We start from the raw sequence: 19,927 nt of genomic DNA, 5'->3' as shown, positions 1-19,927 counted from the left end.
TGTCACTACCTCGTTTTGTGTTGGCAGTAGTTTTCGAGCGGTGCCTTCGCCTTCTGGAAGACCTTCGCCATCGGCCTGCACACCCGGCACATGCCGGACAGCGTGCAGCCGTTGCATCCTCTGGTGCGAAGCATGAGGGACTCGGCGATTGCGCCGAGCTGGGTCAGACCTTCCACACCTTCGGCGATCAGGTCGATGTTCGGTTCGCGGCCGACCTTGCAGATCGAGGCCCGTCCGAACGGGTCGGCGTGGAAAGACGTCACGCCGGCCGGGCAGGCAGTGAACGGTGCCCGGTTGGTGAGGTACTCGGGCGACAGCGACGGCAGCGTCTCGGCACCACCATGGATGGTGGGCGAGTTGTTCGCGTACTCGCGGAACGGCAGATCGAGGCTGCGCACCCAGGCGCGCATCAGGTCGATTTCCTGGGCGTTGGCCTGCACGATGATCAGGGACAGGTCCAGGTTCAGCACGGCGTCGATCGCCATGCGCAGGCCGCGGGAAAACCGAGTGAAGGCGCCGCGGTTGCGAGTCACCGTGTCGTACGTCTCGGCCGTTGCGCCGTACATGCTCAGCGTCAGCTTGCTTGCGCTTGGATGTGGTCCCCGCCGAGGCCGCCGATCAGCCCTGCTGCACCCGCGTCCACACCGCGGACTCTCGGGGTCTGGTTGGGGGCCCGATCAAGGGTGCCCAAGTCAGTAGTCGACCGCATAGGACAGCTGACCTCACGCTGTGGAGTTGCCGAGCTCCTTCGCTTCACTTAATGAGCTGCTGAGTACCATCTCGCCAGTTTCCAGAGCGGTTGCAAGGTCTCGGTGCAGCCCTTCTGGGAGCACCCCCGAGTCGAGCGCGCAGCTCCGGAGCAAGTTCTCGCAGTCCTGCCACTGGGCGTCCTTCGCGAGCGCGTCGAACAGGGGGTGAGCCAGGACCTCGCGGGCCGCGTACCCGTTGCGCGCTTTCATTGTTCGCCGGCACAGATCGTCGACGAGGAGGGGGGCTAAAGGGTGTTCGGCTGATCCGACGACGTCCAGGACGGTAAGGCCGAGACGGACGTCGAATATGGTCATTCCCGCGTTCGCCTCGTGGTTCAGGTAGGTGTTCGTCAACAACGTCAAGGAGTCGTCGACTGGTTGGCCCACGTCGCGGCGGCATAGCGTCATCAGGCAGGCGGTGACGACCTGTTCCCACGCCTCCCCCGGTGCTGTAGCGGCGAGGAGTTCGTGAGCATGGCTGGTCTGACCGGAGGTGAGAGCCGCGATGACGGCGACTTGGCGCCCGTCCAGCATCCTGGTGCCCACGCCCCGGTGCTGTTCGATATGGGCCAATGCCTCAGACCATCGCCCTGTCGTGGTGAGGCTGCGCGTGCCGTCAGCGAGGAGTACGCGCCATAGCCATGCCCGTACCTCTTGTCGGTCGCCCTCGGTGCAAGTCAGGTCAGCCGGCACGGTGATGCCCTCAAGGGAGACTGCGGCTGCGGCGCCGACGGCCTCGTACAGGTCCAGCAGCCGCTGGCGGCCCTCGTCGGTCCGGCCGGCGCGGATCTGCAGGCGGGCGAGGTTGACCAGGGGTTCCAGCGCGCGGATGGCGCTCATTGCGGGGAGCGGGCCGGCATTGAGGTAAGCCTCAGCGTGCCGGTGACACATCGCTCTCGCGAGATCCGGACGGCCGAGGTCGGAGGCGATGAGTGCCGACTGGTTGAAAACGGTGGAGGCCAGTCCTTGGTCGCTCTGCTTCACGGCCCTTGCGGCCAGCTCGGTCACGGACCGTACCCGATCGGGCAGGGGGAGGCAGGCGGGGCGGAATCGGGCAACGAGCGGGAAGCGCCTGGCTATTGGGCCGTGTGGATCCATGTTCCCCTCAAGCGACGCTGACGTGATGCTGGGTGAACGAGCTGGGGGCGGTGCACGTCGAGACGTCCGGCGGGCACCGCCCCCTTATTTATGGGCAGTTGTCTGTACGGGCCGTTGCGTTCAGTGCCAGTCGACGACGATGCGGTTGAGCGGTGTGTCGAGGACGAAGCTGCCGGGGCGCTGCTGGATCACAGGAGCGTCGAGGGGCTGGATCTCGAAGGTCGCCTCGCGGCCGCGGTAACCGCGGTCCCAGGTGCGGATCGCGTCGGCGACCTTCGCGGTCAACTTGTCGCTGCAGGGGCCGTGGCCGATGACGCCGAACTCCCAGAGCTTCCCGCCGTCGGGGGTCTTCCTCTCCGACAGACGGCGGGCGAGGTAGGCGATGGCGCCCAAGTCGACGGCCGCGGTGGAGGAGGGGTATGGGTCCTCGGCGAGGACGGTCCCCTTGGCTTCCTGCGGGAACAGCATCCGGATGAGGCCGCTGGGCAGGGAGCAGGAGACGAACAGCTCCATCCACTCGGGCGACTCCATGGCCCGGACCGTCATCCCGGTCCACTCCTCGGTGCGCGGCTGTGCCAGGACTCCGGCCAGGGCGCCGGCGTCCACGTTCTGGCCGGCGGGGGCCTGGAGCCGTACTGTGCTGTCCGTGCTGAGGGGGATGACGCGGCGGTCGTCGTCGGCGATACCCCTGCGCAGCGGCATGAAGGTGTTCATCTTGCTGCTGACGCTTGTCCAGCGGCCGTCGTGCTGCTCGTAGGCGATGGAGCGGGACACGCTGCCCTTGAGTCGTTGGGGTACGACGAGGCGTCCGCCCGGGGCGAGTTGCTGCATCCAGGCGTGTGGGACGCCGTGGGCGCCGACGGTAGCGATGATCCGGTCATAGGGGGCGCCTTCGGCGTGGCCGAGGGCACCGTCACAGGTCAGGGCCTGGACGTTGGTGCACCCGGCGGCGGCGAGGTGCGCGCGGGCTCCTTCCACGAGGTCGTCGTCCACGTCGATGGTGGTGACGTGACCGCTCTCGCCGACCAGGTGGGCAATCAGACCCGCGTTGTAGCCGGTGCCGGCGCCGAGTTCGAGGATACGTTCGCCGGGCTGAGCCTCCAGTTGGTCGAGCATGAGCGCGACGATTCCGGGCTGGGAGGCACAGGAGATCGACGTGCCGTCGGTGTCGTACTTGATGTTGACCGGCACGTTGGCGTAGGCGTCTTCGAGCGAGGCGTCGGGCACGAACAGGTGCCGGGGAACGGTGCGCAGGGCGGTCTCGACGGCATCGGTGCGGGCGTGCCCGGATGCGCGGATCTGGTCGACCAGGGCATTGCGGAGCCGGGTGGCCTCGGAGTCGGGGGTGGTGATCGTGTCGGTGTTCACCGCCTCGACGCTAGTGGTTTCGGACGTGCCCTCGGCGGGCGACGCGGTGTTGTCACTCGATCCCATGACTGCCTTTCTTGCGATGTTGAACAGGGTGCTCTGGTCTGGGGAAGGGAGACCGGCGCGGTTGGCGTGGAAGATCAGGTGGTGTGCGATGACGGCTCGCAGACCGCGGGTGAGATGACCGCCGACAGCGAGACGCGCGAGGTTCGTTCCGGCCTGCTCGAAGGCCCCAACCCATTCGGCGTGTCCTTCGAGCGGCCCGCTCGGGCGGCACAGGCTGTGGGCGTCGACCGTCATCAGCTTCTCTATCGCCGGAATCAGGGCCATCGCCCGTTCGGGGGCGAGGGGTTGGGCGGACGGCCGGAGCGTGGCGGCCTTCGCCCATACGTCCCCTTGCTCGAACCAGTCGAGGTTGGCGGCCCGCATCAGGGCGCTGATCAGGAGGACGGCGGTCTCCCGGCGGCCAAGCCGTCCAGGCCCGGGCTGGTAGTTCAGAAGGCATCGGCTGTCGTGGTGGAACAGCTCGTGGGCGGCGTCCATGGCCTGTGGACCGCCGAAGGCGTCGGTCTCCGGTTCGTAGATCGCCCGTACACACGACGCTGCCGTGCCGTCGTCGACGAGGTCGCTCAGCAGCAGCTCGACGAGCGGGGACGGTTCGGGGGCTCGGTACCGCAGCGGCCAGGGCTGTTTGTTCATGAACCACCAGCCGGTGAGCTGGCCGTCTTCTGCGGCCGCGATCAGGGCGGCGCCGAGGCGTTCGGCGATGGCGCGCTTGCCGGCCTCGCGGTCGGTGAAGGTGATGTTGTGCTGGTGCCAGGGGGCCGGGCGCATGGCGGTGTTCCTTCGGTGGGTGTCAGGCGATGAGCAGGCAGGCGTCCCAGGACGTTCGGGGCGGGGCTTCCGTCGCGGGGACCAGGAGCGCCAGGGCAATTCCGGCGGCGCCGTTGAGGAAACCGCGCCCGGCTTCGATGTTGTTGACGATCGCCGTGGCGGCGTCGTCCGGATCAGTGCCTGGCGGACAGAGGAGGGTCAGGAGGGCGGGGATCGCTGCGCGCAGGAGACACGCGGTCGAGGGATGCGCGTCCTCGGCGGTGCGGGCGGCGATGTGGGCGAGGCCGGCGAAGCCGTGGCACAAGCCGTTGTCCGTGGTGGCTTTGAGTTGGGCAGGGTCGGTGAGGGCGGCCACGAGTGCGTTCTCTGCTGCGACCTGGCGGCCGGTGTCGCCGAGGGCGAGAGCAGCGAGTTGCTGGGCGCGGCCCAGTCCCGCGGTGCCGTAGCACCATGACGGTCGCCGGGGTGCGGACGGAGCGAGGAGACCGGTGCGCAGTTCGTCTCGTCTGATCCAGTACGGCCAGCTGGGGCCCCGGTTGGTTTCCTCCTGCCACCGGTCCAGCCAGGCCAGGATCGTCCGCAGTGCTTCATGGTGATCACCGACGGTGGTGCCGCGGCGGGCGGCGAGTGCCAGGAGGGCGAGGACCCCGCCGATTCCGTGTGCCATGCCGGTGTTGCCGTGTCCGTCCGGGAACCGGCTGTCCGCTCGTCCGGAGGGGCCGGTTGGTGTCCACCAGCCAGGCAGGATCTCGCCGTTGTGTGTGACCGGTTCGGTCAGGCGTACGCAGTAGTCGAGGATGGCGCGCACTTCGGCACCGGCAGGGTCGCGGCGCAGGAAGTAGGCCCCGTAGCCGGTCAGGCCCCGGATCGTGTCGAACTCGGCCAGTTCCGGCAGTTGTCCGGCGTCGATGCGGCGATGTGCGACGTCCAGCCTGCGGCGAACGTCTGCGGCCAGTTGGCCCTCGATCAGGCCCAGGGCACGCTGGTAGGCGCCGGACGCGTGGTCGGCTGCACAGGCCATGGCGTGTGCAAGGGCGGGCACCCCGTAGAAGGGGTGGCTGTCGGGACCGTTGGTGAAAGGGGACAGTACGGCTGCGTCGAGCCAGTCGTGGGCGCGATGCCACGGGCCCAGGCCAGCGGCGGCCCGCTCGATGTGCAGCAGCGCGAGCCCTGTCGGCCCATACGCGAGGTGCTGGCGCGAGGACGCGCCATTCGGCCCTGGCAGGTCGGTAGCGGGGTCGGCCAGCAGATCGGCGATGGCTTCGGCCACCTTGAGCGTGATCGGTTCGTTCACCGTATTCTCCGGGACATCCAGGCCATGGCGGCGGCGCGCGTGAGGTACAGGCAGACCGCTTCCTGGGGGAAGTCGACCGCGACGTGGCGTACGAAGTGGACGTGCAGCAGCGAGGAGAGGACGTCGTCCTCCGCGATGCCCTGGGAGTCCGGACCGGGGACGTGGGCTCGGTAGGCCTCCAAGGCCGCCTCCCGGTCGGCCCACGCCTCCACGATGGCCTGTCCCCCGGGCGCGCTGCGCAGGGCCGTCCAGTCGCCGGACGGGTCGGACAGCCGGACCGTTTCCGTCAGTTGAGCGCGGGGAACCGATGTGGGCGCGGTGCGCGGAATGTGGTCGATCAGCCAGCGCATGCCGGCCTCGGTGCTGCCGAGGAACGCGCTGGCGATGGCGATGCTGTGCGCGGCCACCAGGGTGCGCTGGTACGGACGCTGAGGCTGACGAAGCTGGGTGACGATGGCGCGCGAGTCGGCCCGGAACACCTCCTCGGCGGCGTCCCAGGCGACTCCGGAGCCCCAACGGCCCATCTCCCGGTAGGAGGTGGGGTAACACAGATCCGACAGCAGCCCCTTGGTGCGCAGCTCGTCGGCCCAGGTGCTGATCGTCCGGACGGTCTCGGCGAAGGCAGCGGAGTTGGGTAAGGCGATCCGCAGGCGCAGGTGCTGGTCGGGATCGCGGAAGCGGATGAACCACCAGGGCGGACCGCCGAGTTGGTTCAGCAGGTCGGGGATGTGCCGGGTCAGCAGGAGGTCCTGGCGCCGTACGTCGCCGTACAGGGTGGCGAGCAGCAAGGGCGAGAGGCCCGGGGTCTGTGTCTGTGCCGGGGACAGGGCGCGTGCCGAGGCGGGGGCGGGCAGGAGCGGCCATGCTGGTGGCCGCGTCGCCTTGAGCGGCACGACCACCTCGTGCGCGCGATCGCCGCACCAGCCGTATGCGCCGCGCGGCGGGGCTTCAACGAGGAGCGCGGGTCGGGCACGGTTCAGGTGCTGGCGCAGCAGGGAGCGGTGCCCGGGCTGGTCCAGGTGGAGGAGCAGGCGACGGTCGTCCTCGGCGAGGAAGACCCGCTGCGGCATCCGCCGTCGGATCCGCCAGTCCTCGAGCGCCGCGTCCCATTCGCTCTGCGGGCTGTCGCGGCCCGGTAGTTCTGCGGGCTCAAGTCGCCATCGCGCGGGGGCGAGCACGGTACGCCCGTAGCGCAGTCGGGGCAGGAACGGCATCACCGAGGCCGCCCCCCAGTCGAACAAGGTGACCTGGGCGCACTGAGCGCGGGACAGCTCGGTGAGGAATCGGACGAGCGGCGGAGTGTGCGTGGCGAGGTTCAACGCGTGCATGCCGACGGCTTCGATCCGGTGCCCGTGCTGGGGGACGGCCAGGTACATGCGGCGGCCGTCGCACGCCACCGCGAGGTCGTCGGGCGTGAGGACACCGTCGTCGGGAGGACGGTGTTCCTGAACGCTGATCACGGTGGGCAGGACCTGTGGGGGGCGGGTGACATGGGCACTCGTAGGCAGGAGCGGCGGAAAGGACAGCTGGGCCGGGACGGTCCTGTCGTCAGCCGCCGGCAGGTCGGTCAGCTCCGTCTCCAGGGCGGTACGGTCCGCAGGGGCGAGCACGCTGAGGAATCGGCCCGAGGTGACGCCGACGCCCCGGGACACGCTCACGATCTCCAGACGGAACCGCCCGCTCTGCAAGTCGCCGGCGCTGGCTGCGTGCACGCGGACACCGATCTCCAGGTGCGGTGGAACCCGGGGGTGCTCGGGTCCGATATCCATCGCGGAGATCAGTTCATCGGTGAGGACCACTTCATCCCGGCCGTCGAGCACGGCGGCCTGCGCCAGCCCGACCAAGGTGTCGTCACGCACGGAGGTCGGACGGCGGCGTACCTCTGCTGACGTGCCCGGGTAGCCGTCAGGGAAACCGGTGCCGCTGTCGGCGAGGACTTCCTTGAGGGGCACCATCGTGCCGATGCCGTACCGCTCGTAGAACCGCCGCTGGTACGCCTTCCAGGCTGCGGTGCCGTAAGGGAGGGGGCTGACCCGGGTCATCGCCCAGGCAGCGCGCTCGGTCTCTCGGGCGACCGACTCGGGCAGAGCGACGTGGGCGTCGAGCCGGAGATCAAGAGCGAGCGGATGGCGGCGAAGCCCGGGAACCAGGGCCCGCATCCGTGCCGCCGTGCCGGCCCGACCGCCACGGGAGTCGCATGCGCGCAAGTCGGCCTGCACAGCGCGGAGTTCTCTGACGGTGGCGGCGACCGGTGCCACGGTGTCGGCGTGAACCGCGTCGAGGCTGCGCAGCAGGTGGTCCAGGGCGTCGGTCTCAGTGCTCGGCGCGTGCAGGCTGGAGATCAGAACCTGGTGTTCCATCGACTCCTGCACGAGCCGGAGTGCCTTCTCCGCCCCTGCGTGGGGGAACTCCGAGAGCAGCTTGTCGGCCAGGTCACCGGCGCGGATCGGTGATCGTGCGGCTTCCAGGATCAGGCGCACCGGCGCGGACAAGCCGATGGACGCCTCGACCGCGTGGCGCGGGTCATCGTGGGTGTCGGGCTGGTACGGCACGACGAGCCGATCCCCGCGTTCCGCGACGGCGCTGTTCAGCGCCACCGGCAGGCGCTCAAGGAGTTCCGGGCACGACTCCAGGAGCTCGATTACGGCCACCAGCCACTCTGCGGACGCCCGCCCGATCGTCACATGCTCCGCACCCCACACCGCGGCCGCCCTGGAGCCGAGAGCCGCTGTCGTCACCCCGGCGAACAAGCCGAAGGGAGTCGCCCGATGCTCGGCACGCAGCAGATAGCGGGCCACGGAAGCGATCGCGCGGCGCACATCACGCGTGGCCGGATTGCCGGACGAGCACAGGGTACGGACCTGGGAGGCGAGCGCAGGGCTGGCGTGTTCCAGGGCCTCGACAAGGTCCTCGTTGGACCACGCCTTCCGGAGCCACGCGAGCCGGGTTGCCGCATTGTGGGGAGAAGGGTCGTCAAGGTCGGGCCATGGAGGAAGAGGAAGCTCCGGCCGGGCAACTGCACGGACCAGAGCCGTCTTACCGGCGCGGTAACCGGTGCTCGAAGCCATCACAACCTCCGTGATCCAGGACGGCGGCCGGTGCCCTCGCGGTGCGAGGTGCGAAGGCACCGGCCTGTGCTGATGCGTGCCTCAGGTCAGGCCACGTTCGTGGTGCAGGCGCCGCAGGTTTCGCCGCAGCCGTCGTCGGTCAGGTTGATCAGGCCGGCGACGTCGGCGACCTCGACCAGGGTGACGTCGAGGTCGAAGCCGTCCGGCGTCGCGGCGCTCGGCTGGCTTGCCTTCGTGCTGGGCTCGATACGGGGACTCATGCCAACTCCCTTTTGTTGAAGGTCATTTAGGGATGGTTGTACGACCGGGTCAGCGCGTGTCGAGCGTCTTGAGGTCGCTACGTCATAGGGCGCTTCCCGGCCACCGGCCCGAGGTCCGTGCCCCGACCGGGTGGGGACGGGACCGCTTTTCGGGACGGAGCTCAGTTGCCAGCCCGGCAGCCGGCTGCCAGACGGGTCAGACCGTCGCTCCCCTGATCACGGACTGTCTGGGGAACGCCGGCCGACGATCGGTGGCTCAGGCACGGCCAAGCCCTCTCGCTCGCTCGACGTCGGTGACGTGAGCGCGCTGCCAGGCGATCTCGGCCTGGGCCGCGCGGGTGTAGTGCCGCATGACGGTCTCACCCAGCACATCGTGCACGATCTTGTGGCCGTCGAAGCCCACAAGGGCTTGCGAGAGATCGACTGGTACGGGGGCGGCATCGGTTGCCGTGTACGGGTCGCCCTCGCATGGTGGCGGGAGGTCGGGGTGGTCCTGGATGCCGTGGATGATGGCGGCGCAGGCGGCGGTCAGGGCGAGGTAGAGGTTGGCGTCGGCGCCAGGAAGGCGGATCTCCAGATGGGCGTTCTCGCCGACGCCGGTGATGCGGATGGCGCAGCCCCGGTTGTCGAAGCCCCAGGTGTAGCGGGTGGGGGCGAAGGTATGGGGGGCGTACCGCTTGTAGGAGTTAGTGGTGGGGGCGTACAGCGGGGCCAGGTGCGGCATGCCGGACAGGAGGCCCGCGATGGCCCGTTCCATCACCGGGGGCAGGTCCTCGCCGCGGTGGTAGGTGAAGGCGTTGCCATGCGCGGACCACAGCGACAGGTGCAGGTGCATCCCGCTACCCACGCCGGTGGAGGGTGCGGCCATGAAGACGGGCGTCATGCCACGCCGCTCGGCAATGTCCTGGACGATCAGTCGGAAGGCGGTGTAGGCATCGCATGCCGCCATCACGTCCCCGTAGACGAAAGTCACTTCGACCTGGCCTGCAGCACCCTCCGTCTTGATCGCTTCGACGGGGATGCCGGCGTGGCACAGGGCCTCGTGGAGGTGGTGGAAGAAGTCGGCGGCCTCTGGCGGATGTTGCAGCGCGTAGTCGAGGTTATGGGCCCAGGCCAGGCGCAGACCCTGGTACCCGGCCTCGTGCGCGTCCTGTGGACTGCCCTGATAGAGCAGGAACTCCACCTCTGTCCCGACCGCCACGTGGTAGCCGATGTCGACCAGACGCTCCAGCTGGGTGCGCAGCATGCGGCGTGGGGCGACCTCTACGGGCGTGCCATTGTGGTGGAAGGCCTCACCGATGACGAGGGCGGTGCCCGGCTGGTGGGGCAGCAGGCGCATGCTGGCCGGGTCAGCCTTCACGCCGAGGTCGCCGTAGCCCTGTTGCCAGCCGGTGAGGTCGAATCCGTCGAGCGGGGTCATGTTGATGTCGGTAGCCAGGACGTAGGCGCACATCTCCCCTTCGGAGTTCATCCGTTCCACGAAGACCGGGGCGCTGAGCATCTTGCCCTTGGGTCGGCCTTGCATGTCCGGCACGGCGAACCGGACCGTGGTGATCTCCCCGCGCTCGACGTACTCCCTCAGCACCGCAGGGGAAACCGTTCCCGCAGGCCAGGGGCCTGGTTCGGTGAGCGGCTCGTCGTGGCTCATCAGACGACTTCCTCCATGTCGGCCTGGTCGGCGGTCATACTGTTGGGGCTTGTGAGTTGGTAGTCGTGGCGGCCGCGGGTGATCCAGGTCAGCCAGGCCAGCAGCAGCGCGATGGCCAGCGTCACGCCCGCGTAGTTGAAGGAATCCGCCGTGATCGGTGCGGACTGGGGCAGGCAGAAGACCACGGTGATGATCACGACATACGCTACGGCGATCCAGCCGATCGGGCGCCGCCAACGGCCCAGCGACCACGGGCCGGACCTGTAGTGGTCGCCCTTGCGCAGGGCGAGGTAGACCGGGATGCCGTAGGCGGGGATCATGCCGACCGCGTTGATCGCCGTGATCGCGCCGTACGCGGCCGGCGACCACAGCGCCGGGAGGGCAAGCACGAACGGCAGCACCACCGCCACCCACACGGCCGGAACGGGGGTCTTGGTGCGGTTGCTGACTCTGCGCCAGGTCTGCCAGTGCGGCAGGGCGCGGCTGCGGGAGAAGGCGTAGATCATCCGGCTTGCGGCGGCGACCTCGGCGTTGCCGCAGAACAACATGGCCACGATGACGATCAGTAGCAGGGCCTTGGCGCCGCCAGAGCCCAGGACGTCGAGGAAGATCTGGGCGGGTGGCACGCCCGTGGCGGAGTTCTGGGTGGCTTTGTAGTCCTGGATGGCGAACAGCATCCCCGCCAGCAGGACGAATCCGGCGATCCACGAGACCGTGATGGCGTGCACGATCCCGCGCGGCGCCGAGGTCTGCGCCTTGGTGGTCTCCTCGGCGACGTGGGCGCTGGCGTCGTAGCCGCAGAAGGTGTAGCCGGCCAATAGGGCGCCGATGAGACAGACGTAGAGGGGGTTGGCGAAGCCGGTGTCGTTGTGGAAGTGGGTGAAGTCGAACTGAGCCGACTGGTGCTGGGACGGGGCGAGAGCCAGCGTGCCGACGATGATCGCGACGCCGAGCAGCTGCCACCACACCGAGATCGAGTTCAGGACGGTGATCAGGCGCACGCCACAGACGTTCAGTAGACCGTGGAGCAGCAGGATGCCCCCGAAGACGGCCATCGTCGTGCTGTCGGTCGGCTCGATTCCCCATTGCAGCTGGGCGAAAGCGCCGATGAAGGCGGCGGCGCCGTAGTCAATTCCGGCGATCGCGCCGAGCAGGCCGAGCAGGTTGAGCCAGCCGGTCGTCCAGCCCCAGCGGGGACCGCCGAGCCTGTCAGCCATGAAGTACGGACCGCCGCTGGTTGGGTAGGCAGAGACGACGTCGGCCAGGGACATCCCGACCAACAGCGTCATGAAGCCGATGACGACCCAGCTGCCCAGCATGACCACGGGCCCGCCGTGACTCAGGCCGAAGCCGAACAGGCTCATGCCGCCGGCCAGGATGCAGATTACGGAGAAGCTGATCGCGAAGTTCCCGAACACACCCATCTTGCGGGAGAGTTCGGCCTTAATGCCGAGCTCGGCCAGGACGGCGTCGTCGTGCGCTAACGAAGGAGCCGTTGTTCTTCCAAACACCAGAGTTCCTCTGCGGTGACGTGGGGATGAAACGGGGGAAATGATCTGCGCTCACCGAACGGCGGTGACCGACTGCTCATGAGCGGCGGCCCCTTCGCGGACGGAGGGAGGCGTCACGCATGCGTCGGAACTCGTTCTGCCAGTCCCGGCCCAGACTGGCGCTCACCTGCGCCCACGGCGCGCTGGTGGCATACGGGCCGATCGCCTCGAACACCCAGCTCGCCCCGCTCTCCCCGCACGCAACGAGCGCGTAGGCCAGGTGGTTGAGGTCCAACAACGACAGCATCGAGCGAGCCGTCGGCGGGATGCAGTAGAACCAGTCGTCCCGCGCTTTCCGCGTGTAGTGCCTGACCTGCTCTGTGGACCAGAAGGCGATGGCGCCGCCCTGCCCTTTTCCGTGCCGCCGCTGGTACTCCGCGACGAACGCGTACAACGGCAGCACCTGCAGCGCGGAGCCCTGCGGCGCTCGGGCGGTCACCCACCGAGCAAAGTCCACGGCCAGGCCGCCGGAGAGATGCGTATCGACGTACTCGCGCATGCGGTGGTAGGCCTCGCGACTGCCCGGATCTCGCAGGTCCGCTTCGTGGAGCAGCGGCCATGGCCCGGGAAACAGGCCCATTTCCGGCGCTTGGCCCCACCGGTGATGGCGCTGCCTGAAGAACGGGTCCAAATGCCGGGCGTCAATGGGCAGTTTGGCCAGGTCCAGCAGGCACACCCAGGGCACCGGGTCCTGCGGCCAGGTCCGCACCGCCGCCCAGCAGGCGTCCCTGGCGATACCGGCGGCCCGACCCAGCAACCCTGCCTCTCTGCCCTCACGAAAGGCACGGACAGCCTGCCGCGTCAGCACGCGTGCCCACATCATCAGCGCGTCCGCATTGCGTGGCTCCTCCTCGCGCCAGGCCGCGACAGCACCACCATCACCCGCTCCGACCGCCAAAACCTGGCTGCGCGCGGTGCGCAGCGGCCAGTCGCCGCCGGCCTTCAATAGCAGATCCCGCAGGGCGAACCAGCGGTTCATGCGCAGATCGTCCAGAGCCAGGCGCAGTTCGTCGTCCCGGCCCGCCAGGTCGACAATCAGGGACATGCCATCAGCGGGCATCGGTGTGCTCCCGCAGGGCGAGAGAAGCGACAGCAGTCAGCACGGCTCGGGCGCTCTGACTACGTAAGAAGGAAGTGGGGGACACGGCAGCCTCACGCTTGGGAAATGTGGAAGACCGCCGGGCGGCAGCCGGGCTCAGACCTTGGGGAGGTAGGCGGCTGCGGCCCGGCGGCCGCTCAGGGCGCCTCGACGACCGGGAACGTGGGGCCGAGTCCACGAGGCTGCATGCGGACCCGGATGGTCTTCCCGCTGCCGGACTCATCAGGGAACCAGCTGACCTCGCCGCCCAGTTGTCGCACGAAACCCATCCCCGTGCCGTCGCTCCCCAGCAGAGCTTCGTCGAGACCATGGCCTGCTGGCCTCGGATCCGTCACGTCGACGAGTAAGACGTCGTCTTCGTCAACCGACATGGTCAGCGTGACCCTGCCTGCGCCGACATGCTGGACGGCATTCCGTACAACCTCCGTGATGACCCGTACGGCGGACTCTTGCGGACCCGACCAGGCCATCAGTCCGAGGCGCGTACGGGCATGCAGACGAGCAAGCCTGGGGACGCACGCTTCCATCAACCAGCAGTGCGTCCAGACCTGCGGACGGACAGGAGCCGGCCGCATGTCGGGACCGCCTGCTCGAGAGCTCGCCGAGTCAACGTCGACGAACGGGGCCTCAGTTGCTCGTGGGTTCGCCAAGGGAAAGGCGAGGGCGGCGCTCACCATTTGCGTCACGGGGGACCTCTGTTTCCACGACTCTGTGCTTGGACATGCACTCTCAGCGAGGGTGCTGAACAGCCTGGTCCTGGATGGGGTGCCACCACCATGTCAGCGGGGTGCCACCTGCACGGCCGTTTGGCGGCCACCGGCCACCTGGCGGCCAGTCAAGTGCCATTCACCGGGCATGTGTTGCACTGGACGACGGCGCCGGGGTCCTCTTCCAGCGAAGGGATCGATCCGCAGGCGAGCCGCCGACGGGCCAAGCTCGACGACTGGGGGACGACGTGAGTGCACAGGCCGAAACGCTGCTCAAGCAGTGGTGCGACGAGCACGACTTGGGCGTCCCCGAGTTCATCGCGCTGTTCGACACAACGGCCGACGAGGTCGTTCGGAAGGGCGTCAACAACCCGACGTGCAGCGAGCGTACTGTCCGTCGCTGGAGGAAGGGCCAGGTCAGGCCCGATTCGCTGTCTCCTGACACTCGCCGCGTGCTGAAGGCCATGACAGGTCGAAACATGGCAGACCTGTTTGCGCCTCCGCCGTTGCCCGCAGATCCCGAGGTACCCGCGTTAGACCTGGAGCAAGTGATCAACATGACCGCACGCGACGCACAAGACGACGCCAGCGCAACCGCCGCAGCGTCCGTCTCCGACACCAGCCTCGACCAGTTCACCGACGATGTGGCTTCCCTCGCGCGCGAGTACGCATCGATCCCACCGCTCGAGGCCTTCCGGCACGGCCGGCAGCTCCAGGAGGAGCTTCAAGACCTTCGAGACCGAACGCAGATCCCGGCCCAACAGCAGCGACTGCTCGAGCTCACCGGGCAGACCGTCGCCCTGCTCGCGGCGTCGGCCTTCAACCTCGGCGCCTTCGACGGCGCCCGCCGCCTGGCCCGTACCGCCCACCTGTACGGTGAGAGCGCCCGATTCGAGGCGTTGCAGGCGTACGCCGACGGCATCCTCGCCTACATCGCGTACTACACCGGGATGCCTGGCGAGGCCGTACTCAAGGCGCAGCGCGCCCAGACTTACGGAGGTCTCGGCGACGTCGCCCGTCGACGTCTCCTCGCGATCGAAGCACGCGCGCACGGCTACCTCGGCGACGTGGAATCCGCGCTCCGGGTGCTGCGGCTTTCCGAGGATGTCGAGAGCGGCGCACGCGATAACCTCCACGATGTGGTCGGCGGAGAGTTCGGCTTCCCTTTGGAGCGCCTGGCCATGTCCAGCAGCTCTACGGCGCTCCTTGTCCACGACGGCGAGCATGCGGAGCAGTCGGCACAGCGCGCTCTCACCTTGCTCAACCACCGACCACGGGACGCACGTTCGGCCCACGTCCTTGGAAGCGCCTCAGCCGATTTGGCCATGGCCCGGCTCCTCGCAAACGACGTCGAGGGCGCGGCCGCGGCCTTGGTGGCCGTGTGGGACATCCCGGCCGACCAGCGCGTGACCGGGATTCTCAACCGCGCTGGCCAGATTCAGCACTTCCTCACGCAGCAACCGTTCCGGGGCGCCGCACTCCCCCGCCAACTGCGAGATCAAGCCGAGGAGTTCACGCGCACCGCCAGCAATCACCAGCTCAGCAGCCGTTCCGCACTGCTCCAACTGGAGGCCTGAGTCAGGCCAAGGAAGCGAGGATCTTCGCCTCCTTCTCCGGGGCGATCCCGTGGTCCGCCCACCTCGGATGGCCCACGGGACGCCCATCCGCCTCCAACCAGGCCCACGTGTCCCTGATGGTGTCAGCGATCGGCCGGCATCGCAGGCCTGCGGCGACCGCGCGGCTTGCGTCGACTGACCACACGCCGGCGTGCGTGCGCCACAGCGGCATTTCCGTCCACTGCCTGACGCCCTGCTCGATCAGCACGTCCGGCGCCGTCCATACCGGCTTCCCGGCGCCGCCGGTGACCGCCAGGCACTCGGCGAGGAAGTCACCAAAGGCGAGCCCGTCGGGGTGGGCGACGTTGTAGCCGCCGCTGCTGCCGCTCGCGGCCTGGTCGAGAGCGAACTCGGCGACGTCGCGGACGTCGACCGGCTGGATGCGCTGGCTGCTCGGCTCGGGGGCAAGGATCCGTCCGCCGCGCTTGGCTCGGTTCAACCACCAAGGCAGCCGGCCGACGTACTCGCCGGGGCCGAGGATGACGCCGGGCCTGAGGAACACCGCGCGGTCGCCGAAGGCCTGAGTCACAGCTCGCTCACCGCCGGCCTTCTGGAATCCGTAGATCGTGGGGCTGCCGTCCTCGCCCGTGTACCCGTACGTCTCGTCGGCGTCCGCCGGGCATTCCAGCAGCGGCGAGGTGTCGGCGAGCTCCTGGTGCGGCCAGCCCTGGTAGACGGACACGGTCGAGATGTGCACCCAACGCCGGGCCACGTCCCTGAGGGCGGTCGTGGACAACAGGACGTCTCGGGGTGCAAGTTCGGAACTGGATGTGTCTACAACAGCGTCCCACGGCCCGTGCTGGGCGAGGCGCTTCAGGTCCTCGCGGACCGTGCGGTCACCGTGGACCGGTTCGGCGCCCTCAACGTCTCGGCCGGAGCGCCCGCGGTTGAAGGTGGTGACAGACCAACCCCGTTCGAGAGCGCCTTCTGCGATGTTCTTGCCTAGGAACCAAGTTCCGCCGATGACCAGAATCCTCATGCACCCGATCCTGCCGGGCGAGCGGAGGGAACGACACCCCGGGGGTCGCGGATCGCAACCTGGTTGGAGACCACACAGGCTTCCATGGCATCCCGCCGCGGCCCGAACCCACGCCGACAGACCGGATGGGAGATTGGCCACTCCGTGGCTTCCTCGACCGTGCGGATGGTGCAGTGGGCCTTGTCGGGGTCCTACTGCTGGATTCCGCTTTCGGTGGGTATAGCTGCTGGTAGCGGGGCGGTTTCGGGTACTCGGGGGCGGGTGCTGGGTCATGGTGCTGAAGGCACGGCTGGGCCGTGACGATGGCGAGCGAGCGGTGGTCCACCGCCTGGCGTCGGCGAGAAAGGCGCCGAGGGATGTGGTGGAGCGGTGCCGGATGGTGGAGCTGAGCTGGGACGGGTGGCTGGTCCCGCAGCTCGCGGACGAGCTGAGGTGCAGTCAGAAGACGGTGGCCGCTGCCGGCGAGAAGGTGGTGGACGTTCCGTCCACCCTCTCCGCCCGGGCCCGGCTGCTGGCCACCGGCGGGGACAGCAAGACCGACGCCGCCGACGCCCTCCATGTCGCTCAGGTCGCACTCTTCCGGCAGGACTTGCGCACGGTCGAACCGGAGGACCAGTCGACGATCCTGCGGCTGCTGACCGAGCGCCACGACGACCTCGTCAACGAACGCACTCGGATCATCAACTGACTCCACGCCGTCCTGCGAGACCTGCTGCCGGGCGGGGCTCCCACCCGCCTGTCCGCCGAGAAAGCCGCAGCCCTCATGAAGGGCATCCGTCCCGCCACGGCCACCGACTCCTGCCGACGCGATCTCGCCCGGGATCTTCTCGCGGATCTTCGACGCGTCGACCGCCAGGTCCGTGACAACGAGGCCCAGATGCGTGACGCCCTGGCGGCCGCCCGCACCGCGCTGACCGCACTGCCCGGACTGGGCACCGTGATCGCCGCCAAGCTGCTCGGGCACGTGGGCGACGTCGCGCGCTTACCTACCGAGCACCACTTCGCCAGCTATACCGGTACGGCCCCACTGGACGCCTCCAGCGGAAAAAACACCCGCCACCGACTCAACACCGGAGGAAACCGAGCCCTCAACTCGGTGCTGCACATGGTCGCTGTCTGCCAGATCCGCGACGGCGGCCGTGGACAGGAGTACTACCTGCGCAAGATCGCCGAGGGCAAGACACCGGCGGAGGCACGGAGGGCCCTCACACGGCGCCTCTCGGGCCCGGTGGCACCACCCCCCAGGTCATCCCTTCGACAGGGGGGACCAGCCATGCCGGGCCCGGAGGCCAGCGGCCCTCTTGCAGGACCGCGAAGAAGATAACGGGGGAGCGCTCAACCAGCTGATGCGGATCGGCGCCCATCGGTGGCGGTCCGAGCGGGGCGCCGCGATCAATAAGTGCTGTTCCCTGGATCTCGCGCGTTCCCAGCCCGGCACCACGGCGTGATAGCGGGCGGCGCATCGGTGTCGGCAGTGACCGGTCCGGGGTCGAGGCGACCTGCGCGGGAACTGCAGATCGCCCCGACCACCCACTACCGTTCGCGGTCGGCCATTCGTCGAGATCGTGGCGAACTGTTGTACGCGAACGCTGCTTCGTCCTCCTCGAGGTGACGGCACGACGACGTCAGGCCGCGTCCTTGTCCATGTCGAGAAGGACACTGCCCACCTTGTGCCGCGAATCCACTCGCCGGTGGGCGGAGACGACGTCCTCCAGGGCCATCGTGCTGTCGATGATCGGCTCGATCGATCCGTCAGCCACTCCACGCAGGAGGTCCGCGGCGCCGTCGCTGCGCCCCAAGGAGGACCCGGTCACCAGGGCACGGCTGGGACTGAGCATCTGCCCCAACGACGCACGCAGAAGCACCAGCTTGCCGCCGCTCGTGAGCAAGCGGTCCGCGTCGCTCGCACCGAGGTTGCCCACCGTGTCGAGGACGAGGTCGTACCGCTCCGTGTGCGCACTCAGGGGCTCACGGGTGTAGTCGACCACAGCGTTCGCACCGAGTCGTCGCACGAGCGCGGCGTTCGCGGCACTCGCGACGCCGGTGACGTACGCACCACGAGCGCGAGCGATCTGGGTCGCCATCAAGCCGATCTCCCCCGAGGCTCCGTTGACCAGGACCCGCGCGCCTGCCGCGATCCCGCCGCGCTCGAGGAAGTAGACGGCGGTGGTCCCCCCGAACAGCGTCGCCGCAGCCTGCCGCATCGACACGTCGGAGGGGATGGGCACGCATGCCGACGCCCGCGCCACCACGTACTGCGCGTGGGTGCCGGCCTCCATGCCCTTGACGCCGCACACCCTGTCACCGACGGAGACGTCGGTGACCCGCTCACCGACGCCGACCACCTCGCCGGCGAACACGCACCCCAGGATCTTGCGACGGGGGCCGCGGACGCCGAGCGCGAGGCGTCCACCGGCCCCCGTGCCCGGCGGGAAGTCGGCCGCACGCTGGAGGGTGTCGCCACGCGTCACAGCGGCTGCGACCACCCGCACCAAGACCTCACTCGAACCGAGGGACGGCTTCGGCACCTCGGCGACACGGACGACCTCCGGCGGCCCGTAGGCCTCGTACACGGCAGCGAGCATGATCAGTTCCTCCTGAGAGAAGGGCCGGACGAGGTCAGCGGTCGACACCGGTCGACGTCCACGACGTGCACCGCTTACTCTCCTTCCAGCGAATGAAACGGGATTCTCATCCCGCTTCTCGATACGATACGGGATGGCGATCCCGTTTAGGAAGGAGTCCCGTGACATCCACCGATCCAGCACCAGCTCCAGCACCAGAACCAGCACCACGGAGCCGACGGTCGGACGCCGTCCGCAACCGTCAGCGCATCGTGACCGCAGCAGCCGCACTCTTCGCCGCTGACGGGCTGTCCGTGTCGGTCGCAGACGTCGCCCGAGCCGCCGGGGTGGGGACGGGGACCGTGGGGCGACACTTCGAGACCAAGACCGAGCTCATCCAGGCCGCCCTCGCCGACCCCATCGTCGAGGTCATCGCGCGAGCCGACCGGGCCGACCGGCTCGAGCCCATGGCGGCCCTGCACGAGGTGTTCCACTCGATGGTCGAGGCAGCCGCAACCCACCGGGGCCTCGGCGACGCACTCGCCGGGCTGGGTGGCTGGGAGGTCACCGCCGCGCTCCACCAGATCGGGGCAGCGGACATCCGACGTGTCCTGGACCGCACACTCAACCGCGCAGCACAATCGGGCGCGCTGCGGGACGACATCACCGCCACCCAGGTACTCCAGCTCGCGATCGCTTGCATCAAGGTGCACAGGGAAGAAGGACGACGATCGTCCGAGATCACCCAGGAGATCGTCCTTCGAGGCCTTCGCCGCTGACCCGCTGAGCGCGAAGGAGCGCAGCGGACCCCGGTCGGAGCTGCACTGGCGGCCCCCCAGGACGGGTGCCGGCGCACCAGGATGACGCCCCCTCCCTGCGCGCCTCCGGCGTGTGCGGATCAGTGACCAGCCAGCGGGCCCACTCAGCGGGCCGACTCAGCGGGCCGCCGAGGAAGGGCACGACGAGCGCGAACAACCGCTCAGCGCCAGGTCCGCGATCGCTGCCATTCGCGGCGCCCCTCCCCCTTCGGTCCCGCCGAACTTCGGCGGCCGGCCACCGTGCGAACCGCGTTTCTTGCGGTTGGCGACCTGGT

At 68.8% G+C, this 19,927-nt stretch carries 16 protein-coding genes; 4 read left to right on the top strand and 12 right to left on the bottom strand.

The features are described 5' to 3' along the window. Positions 1 to 5 precede the first annotated feature (5 nt). The 10 genes from EDD92_RS48465 to EDD92_RS48420 all read right to left on the bottom strand — a co-directional run bounded on the left by EDD92_RS48465 (position 6) and on the right by EDD92_RS48420 (position 13,339). On the bottom strand, positions 6 to 566 hold the full coding sequence (locus tag EDD92_RS48465; protein ID WP_185124381.1) for a hypothetical protein: 561 nt from the start codon (positions 564 to 566) through the stop codon (positions 6 to 8). Positions 567 to 722: 156 nt separating this feature from the next. After that, positions 723 to 1,847, bottom strand: coding sequence for a hypothetical protein (locus tag EDD92_RS48460; RefSeq protein ID WP_123970188.1), 1,125 nt, complete (start codon positions 1,845 to 1,847; stop codon positions 723 to 725). Positions 1,848 to 1,967: 120 nt separating this feature from the next. Then, entirely contained in the window at positions 1,968 to 4,049 is a 2,082-nt protein-coding gene (fxlM, locus tag EDD92_RS48455) for a methyltransferase, FxLD system (RefSeq protein ID WP_123970187.1), read from the bottom strand. Positions 4,050 to 4,071: 22 nt separating this feature from the next. After that, positions 4,072 to 5,343, bottom strand: coding sequence for a lanthionine synthetase C family protein (locus EDD92_RS48450; protein ID WP_123970186.1), 1,272 nt, complete (start codon positions 5,341 to 5,343; stop codon positions 4,072 to 4,074). After that, positions 5,340 to 8,411 carry a lantibiotic dehydratase gene (locus EDD92_RS48445; protein WP_123970185.1) on the bottom strand — a complete coding sequence of 1,024 codons (3,072 nt, stop codon included), beginning with the start codon at positions 8,409 to 8,411 and terminating at the stop codon, positions 5,340 to 5,342. Before EDD92_RS48445 ends, EDD92_RS48450 begins: the two co-directional genes overlap by 4 nt. A gap of 86 nt (positions 8,412 to 8,497) precedes the next feature. Further along, complete coding sequence (locus EDD92_RS48440) at positions 8,498 to 8,671, bottom strand: FxLD family lanthipeptide (RefSeq protein WP_123970184.1); 174 nt, start codon at positions 8,669 to 8,671, stop codon at positions 8,498 to 8,500. A 256-nt stretch (positions 8,672 to 8,927) separates the two neighbouring features. Continuing rightward, positions 8,928 to 10,319 carry a glutamine synthetase family protein gene (locus EDD92_RS48435; RefSeq protein WP_123970183.1) on the bottom strand — a complete coding sequence of 464 codons (1,392 nt, stop codon included), beginning with the start codon at positions 10,317 to 10,319 and terminating at the stop codon, positions 8,928 to 8,930. Then, a complete protein-coding gene (locus EDD92_RS48430) occupies positions 10,319 to 11,830 on the bottom strand; it encodes an amino acid permease (RefSeq protein WP_260327258.1) in 1,512 nt (503 codons plus the stop codon). The genes EDD92_RS48435 and EDD92_RS48430 overlap by 1 nt, the downstream gene beginning before the upstream one ends. A 76-nt stretch (positions 11,831 to 11,906) precedes the next feature. Next, a complete protein-coding gene (locus tag EDD92_RS48425; protein WP_123970182.1) occupies positions 11,907 to 12,914 on the bottom strand; it encodes a hypothetical protein in 1,008 nt (335 codons plus the stop codon). A gap of 191 nt (positions 12,915 to 13,105) precedes the next feature. Beyond that, positions 13,106 to 13,339 carry a hypothetical protein gene (locus EDD92_RS48420; protein ID WP_123970181.1) on the bottom strand — a complete coding sequence of 78 codons (234 nt, stop codon included), beginning with the start codon at positions 13,337 to 13,339 and terminating at the stop codon, positions 13,106 to 13,108. 584 nt (positions 13,340 to 13,923) lie between these two features. On the opposite strand from EDD92_RS48420, the gene EDD92_RS48415 reads away from it, so the two are divergent. Beyond that, positions 13,924 to 15,252, top strand: coding sequence for a DNA-binding protein (locus EDD92_RS48415; protein ID WP_260327257.1), 1,329 nt, complete (start codon positions 13,924 to 13,926; stop codon positions 15,250 to 15,252). Between the two features lies 1 nt (position 15,253). Here the strand turns inward: EDD92_RS48415 and EDD92_RS48410 are convergent, their stop codons facing one another. Continuing rightward, entirely contained in the window at positions 15,254 to 16,270 is a 1,017-nt protein-coding gene (locus tag EDD92_RS48410; protein ID WP_123970180.1) for an NAD-dependent epimerase/dehydratase family protein, read from the bottom strand. 271 nt (positions 16,271 to 16,541) lie between these two features. Here EDD92_RS48410 and EDD92_RS50645 point away from each other — a divergent pair, with 271 nt between their 5' ends. Further along, positions 16,542 to 16,958, top strand: coding sequence for a transposase (locus EDD92_RS50645; protein ID WP_221268235.1), 417 nt, complete (start codon positions 16,542 to 16,544; stop codon positions 16,956 to 16,958). 75 nt (positions 16,959 to 17,033) lie between these two features. Then, positions 17,034 to 17,594 carry a transposase gene (locus tag EDD92_RS50640; protein ID WP_221268232.1) on the top strand — a complete coding sequence of 187 codons (561 nt, stop codon included), beginning with the start codon at positions 17,034 to 17,036 and terminating at the stop codon, positions 17,592 to 17,594. A 301-nt stretch (positions 17,595 to 17,895) separates the two neighbouring features. On the opposite strand, the gene EDD92_RS48400 is transcribed toward EDD92_RS50640, so the two are convergent. Beyond that, on the bottom strand, positions 17,896 to 18,855 hold the full coding sequence (locus EDD92_RS48400; RefSeq protein WP_123970179.1) for an NAD(P)-dependent alcohol dehydrogenase: 960 nt from the start codon (positions 18,853 to 18,855) through the stop codon (positions 17,896 to 17,898). Between the two features lie 251 nt (positions 18,856 to 19,106). On the opposite strand from EDD92_RS48400, the gene EDD92_RS48395 reads away from it, so the two are divergent. Further along, positions 19,107 to 19,613, top strand: a complete 507-nt coding sequence (locus EDD92_RS48395) for a TetR/AcrR family transcriptional regulator (RefSeq protein ID WP_185124380.1) — start codon at positions 19,107 to 19,109, stop codon at positions 19,611 to 19,613. Positions 19,614 to 19,927 lie beyond the last annotated feature (314 nt).

The sequence above is a fragment of the Streptomyces sp. TLI_185 genome, from assembly GCF_003814765.1.
In the GTDB taxonomy this organism is placed as follows: domain Bacteria; phylum Actinomycetota; class Actinomycetes; order Streptomycetales; family Streptomycetaceae; genus Streptomyces.
This window is presented reverse-complemented; position numbering and strand designations above follow the sequence as displayed.

Excerpts from the sequence above, each read along its gene's own strand:
- EDD92_RS50640 (WP_221268232.1), top strand. The coding sequence starts at position 17,034 with ATGAAGGGCATCCGTCCCGCCACGGCCACCGACTCCTGCCGACGCGAT.
- EDD92_RS50645 (WP_221268235.1), top strand. The coding sequence starts at position 16,542 with ATGGTGCTGAAGGCACGGCTGGGCCGTGACGATGGCGAGCGAGCGGTG.
- EDD92_RS48440 (WP_123970184.1), bottom strand. The coding sequence starts at position 8,671 with ATGAGTCCCCGTATCGAGCCCAGCACGAAGGCAAGCCAGCCGAGCGCC.
- EDD92_RS48435 (WP_123970183.1), bottom strand. The coding sequence starts at position 10,319 with ATGAGCCACGACGAGCCGCTCACCGAACCAGGCCCCTGGCCTGCGGGA.
- EDD92_RS48460 (WP_123970188.1), bottom strand. The coding sequence starts at position 1,847 with ATGGATCCACACGGCCCAATAGCCAGGCGCTTCCCGCTCGTTGCCCGA.
- EDD92_RS48420 (WP_123970181.1), bottom strand. The coding sequence starts at position 13,339 with ATGTCGGTTGACGAAGACGACGTCTTACTCGTCGACGTGACGGATCCG.
- EDD92_RS48425 (WP_123970182.1), bottom strand. The coding sequence starts at position 12,914 with ATGTCCCTGATTGTCGACCTGGCGGGCCGGGACGACGAACTGCGCCTG.
- EDD92_RS48400 (WP_123970179.1), bottom strand. The coding sequence starts at position 18,855 with ATGCTCGCTGCCGTGTACGAGGCCTACGGGCCGCCGGAGGTCGTCCGT.
- EDD92_RS48465 (WP_185124381.1), bottom strand. The coding sequence starts at position 566 with ATGTACGGCGCAACGGCCGAGACGTACGACACGGTGACTCGCAACCGC.
- EDD92_RS48445 (WP_123970185.1), bottom strand. The coding sequence starts at position 8,411 with ATGGCTTCGAGCACCGGTTACCGCGCCGGTAAGACGGCTCTGGTCCGT.
- fxlM (WP_123970187.1), bottom strand. The coding sequence starts at position 4,049 with ATGCGCCCGGCCCCCTGGCACCAGCACAACATCACCTTCACCGACCGC.
- EDD92_RS48410 (WP_123970180.1), bottom strand. The coding sequence starts at position 16,270 with ATGAGGATTCTGGTCATCGGCGGAACTTGGTTCCTAGGCAAGAACATC.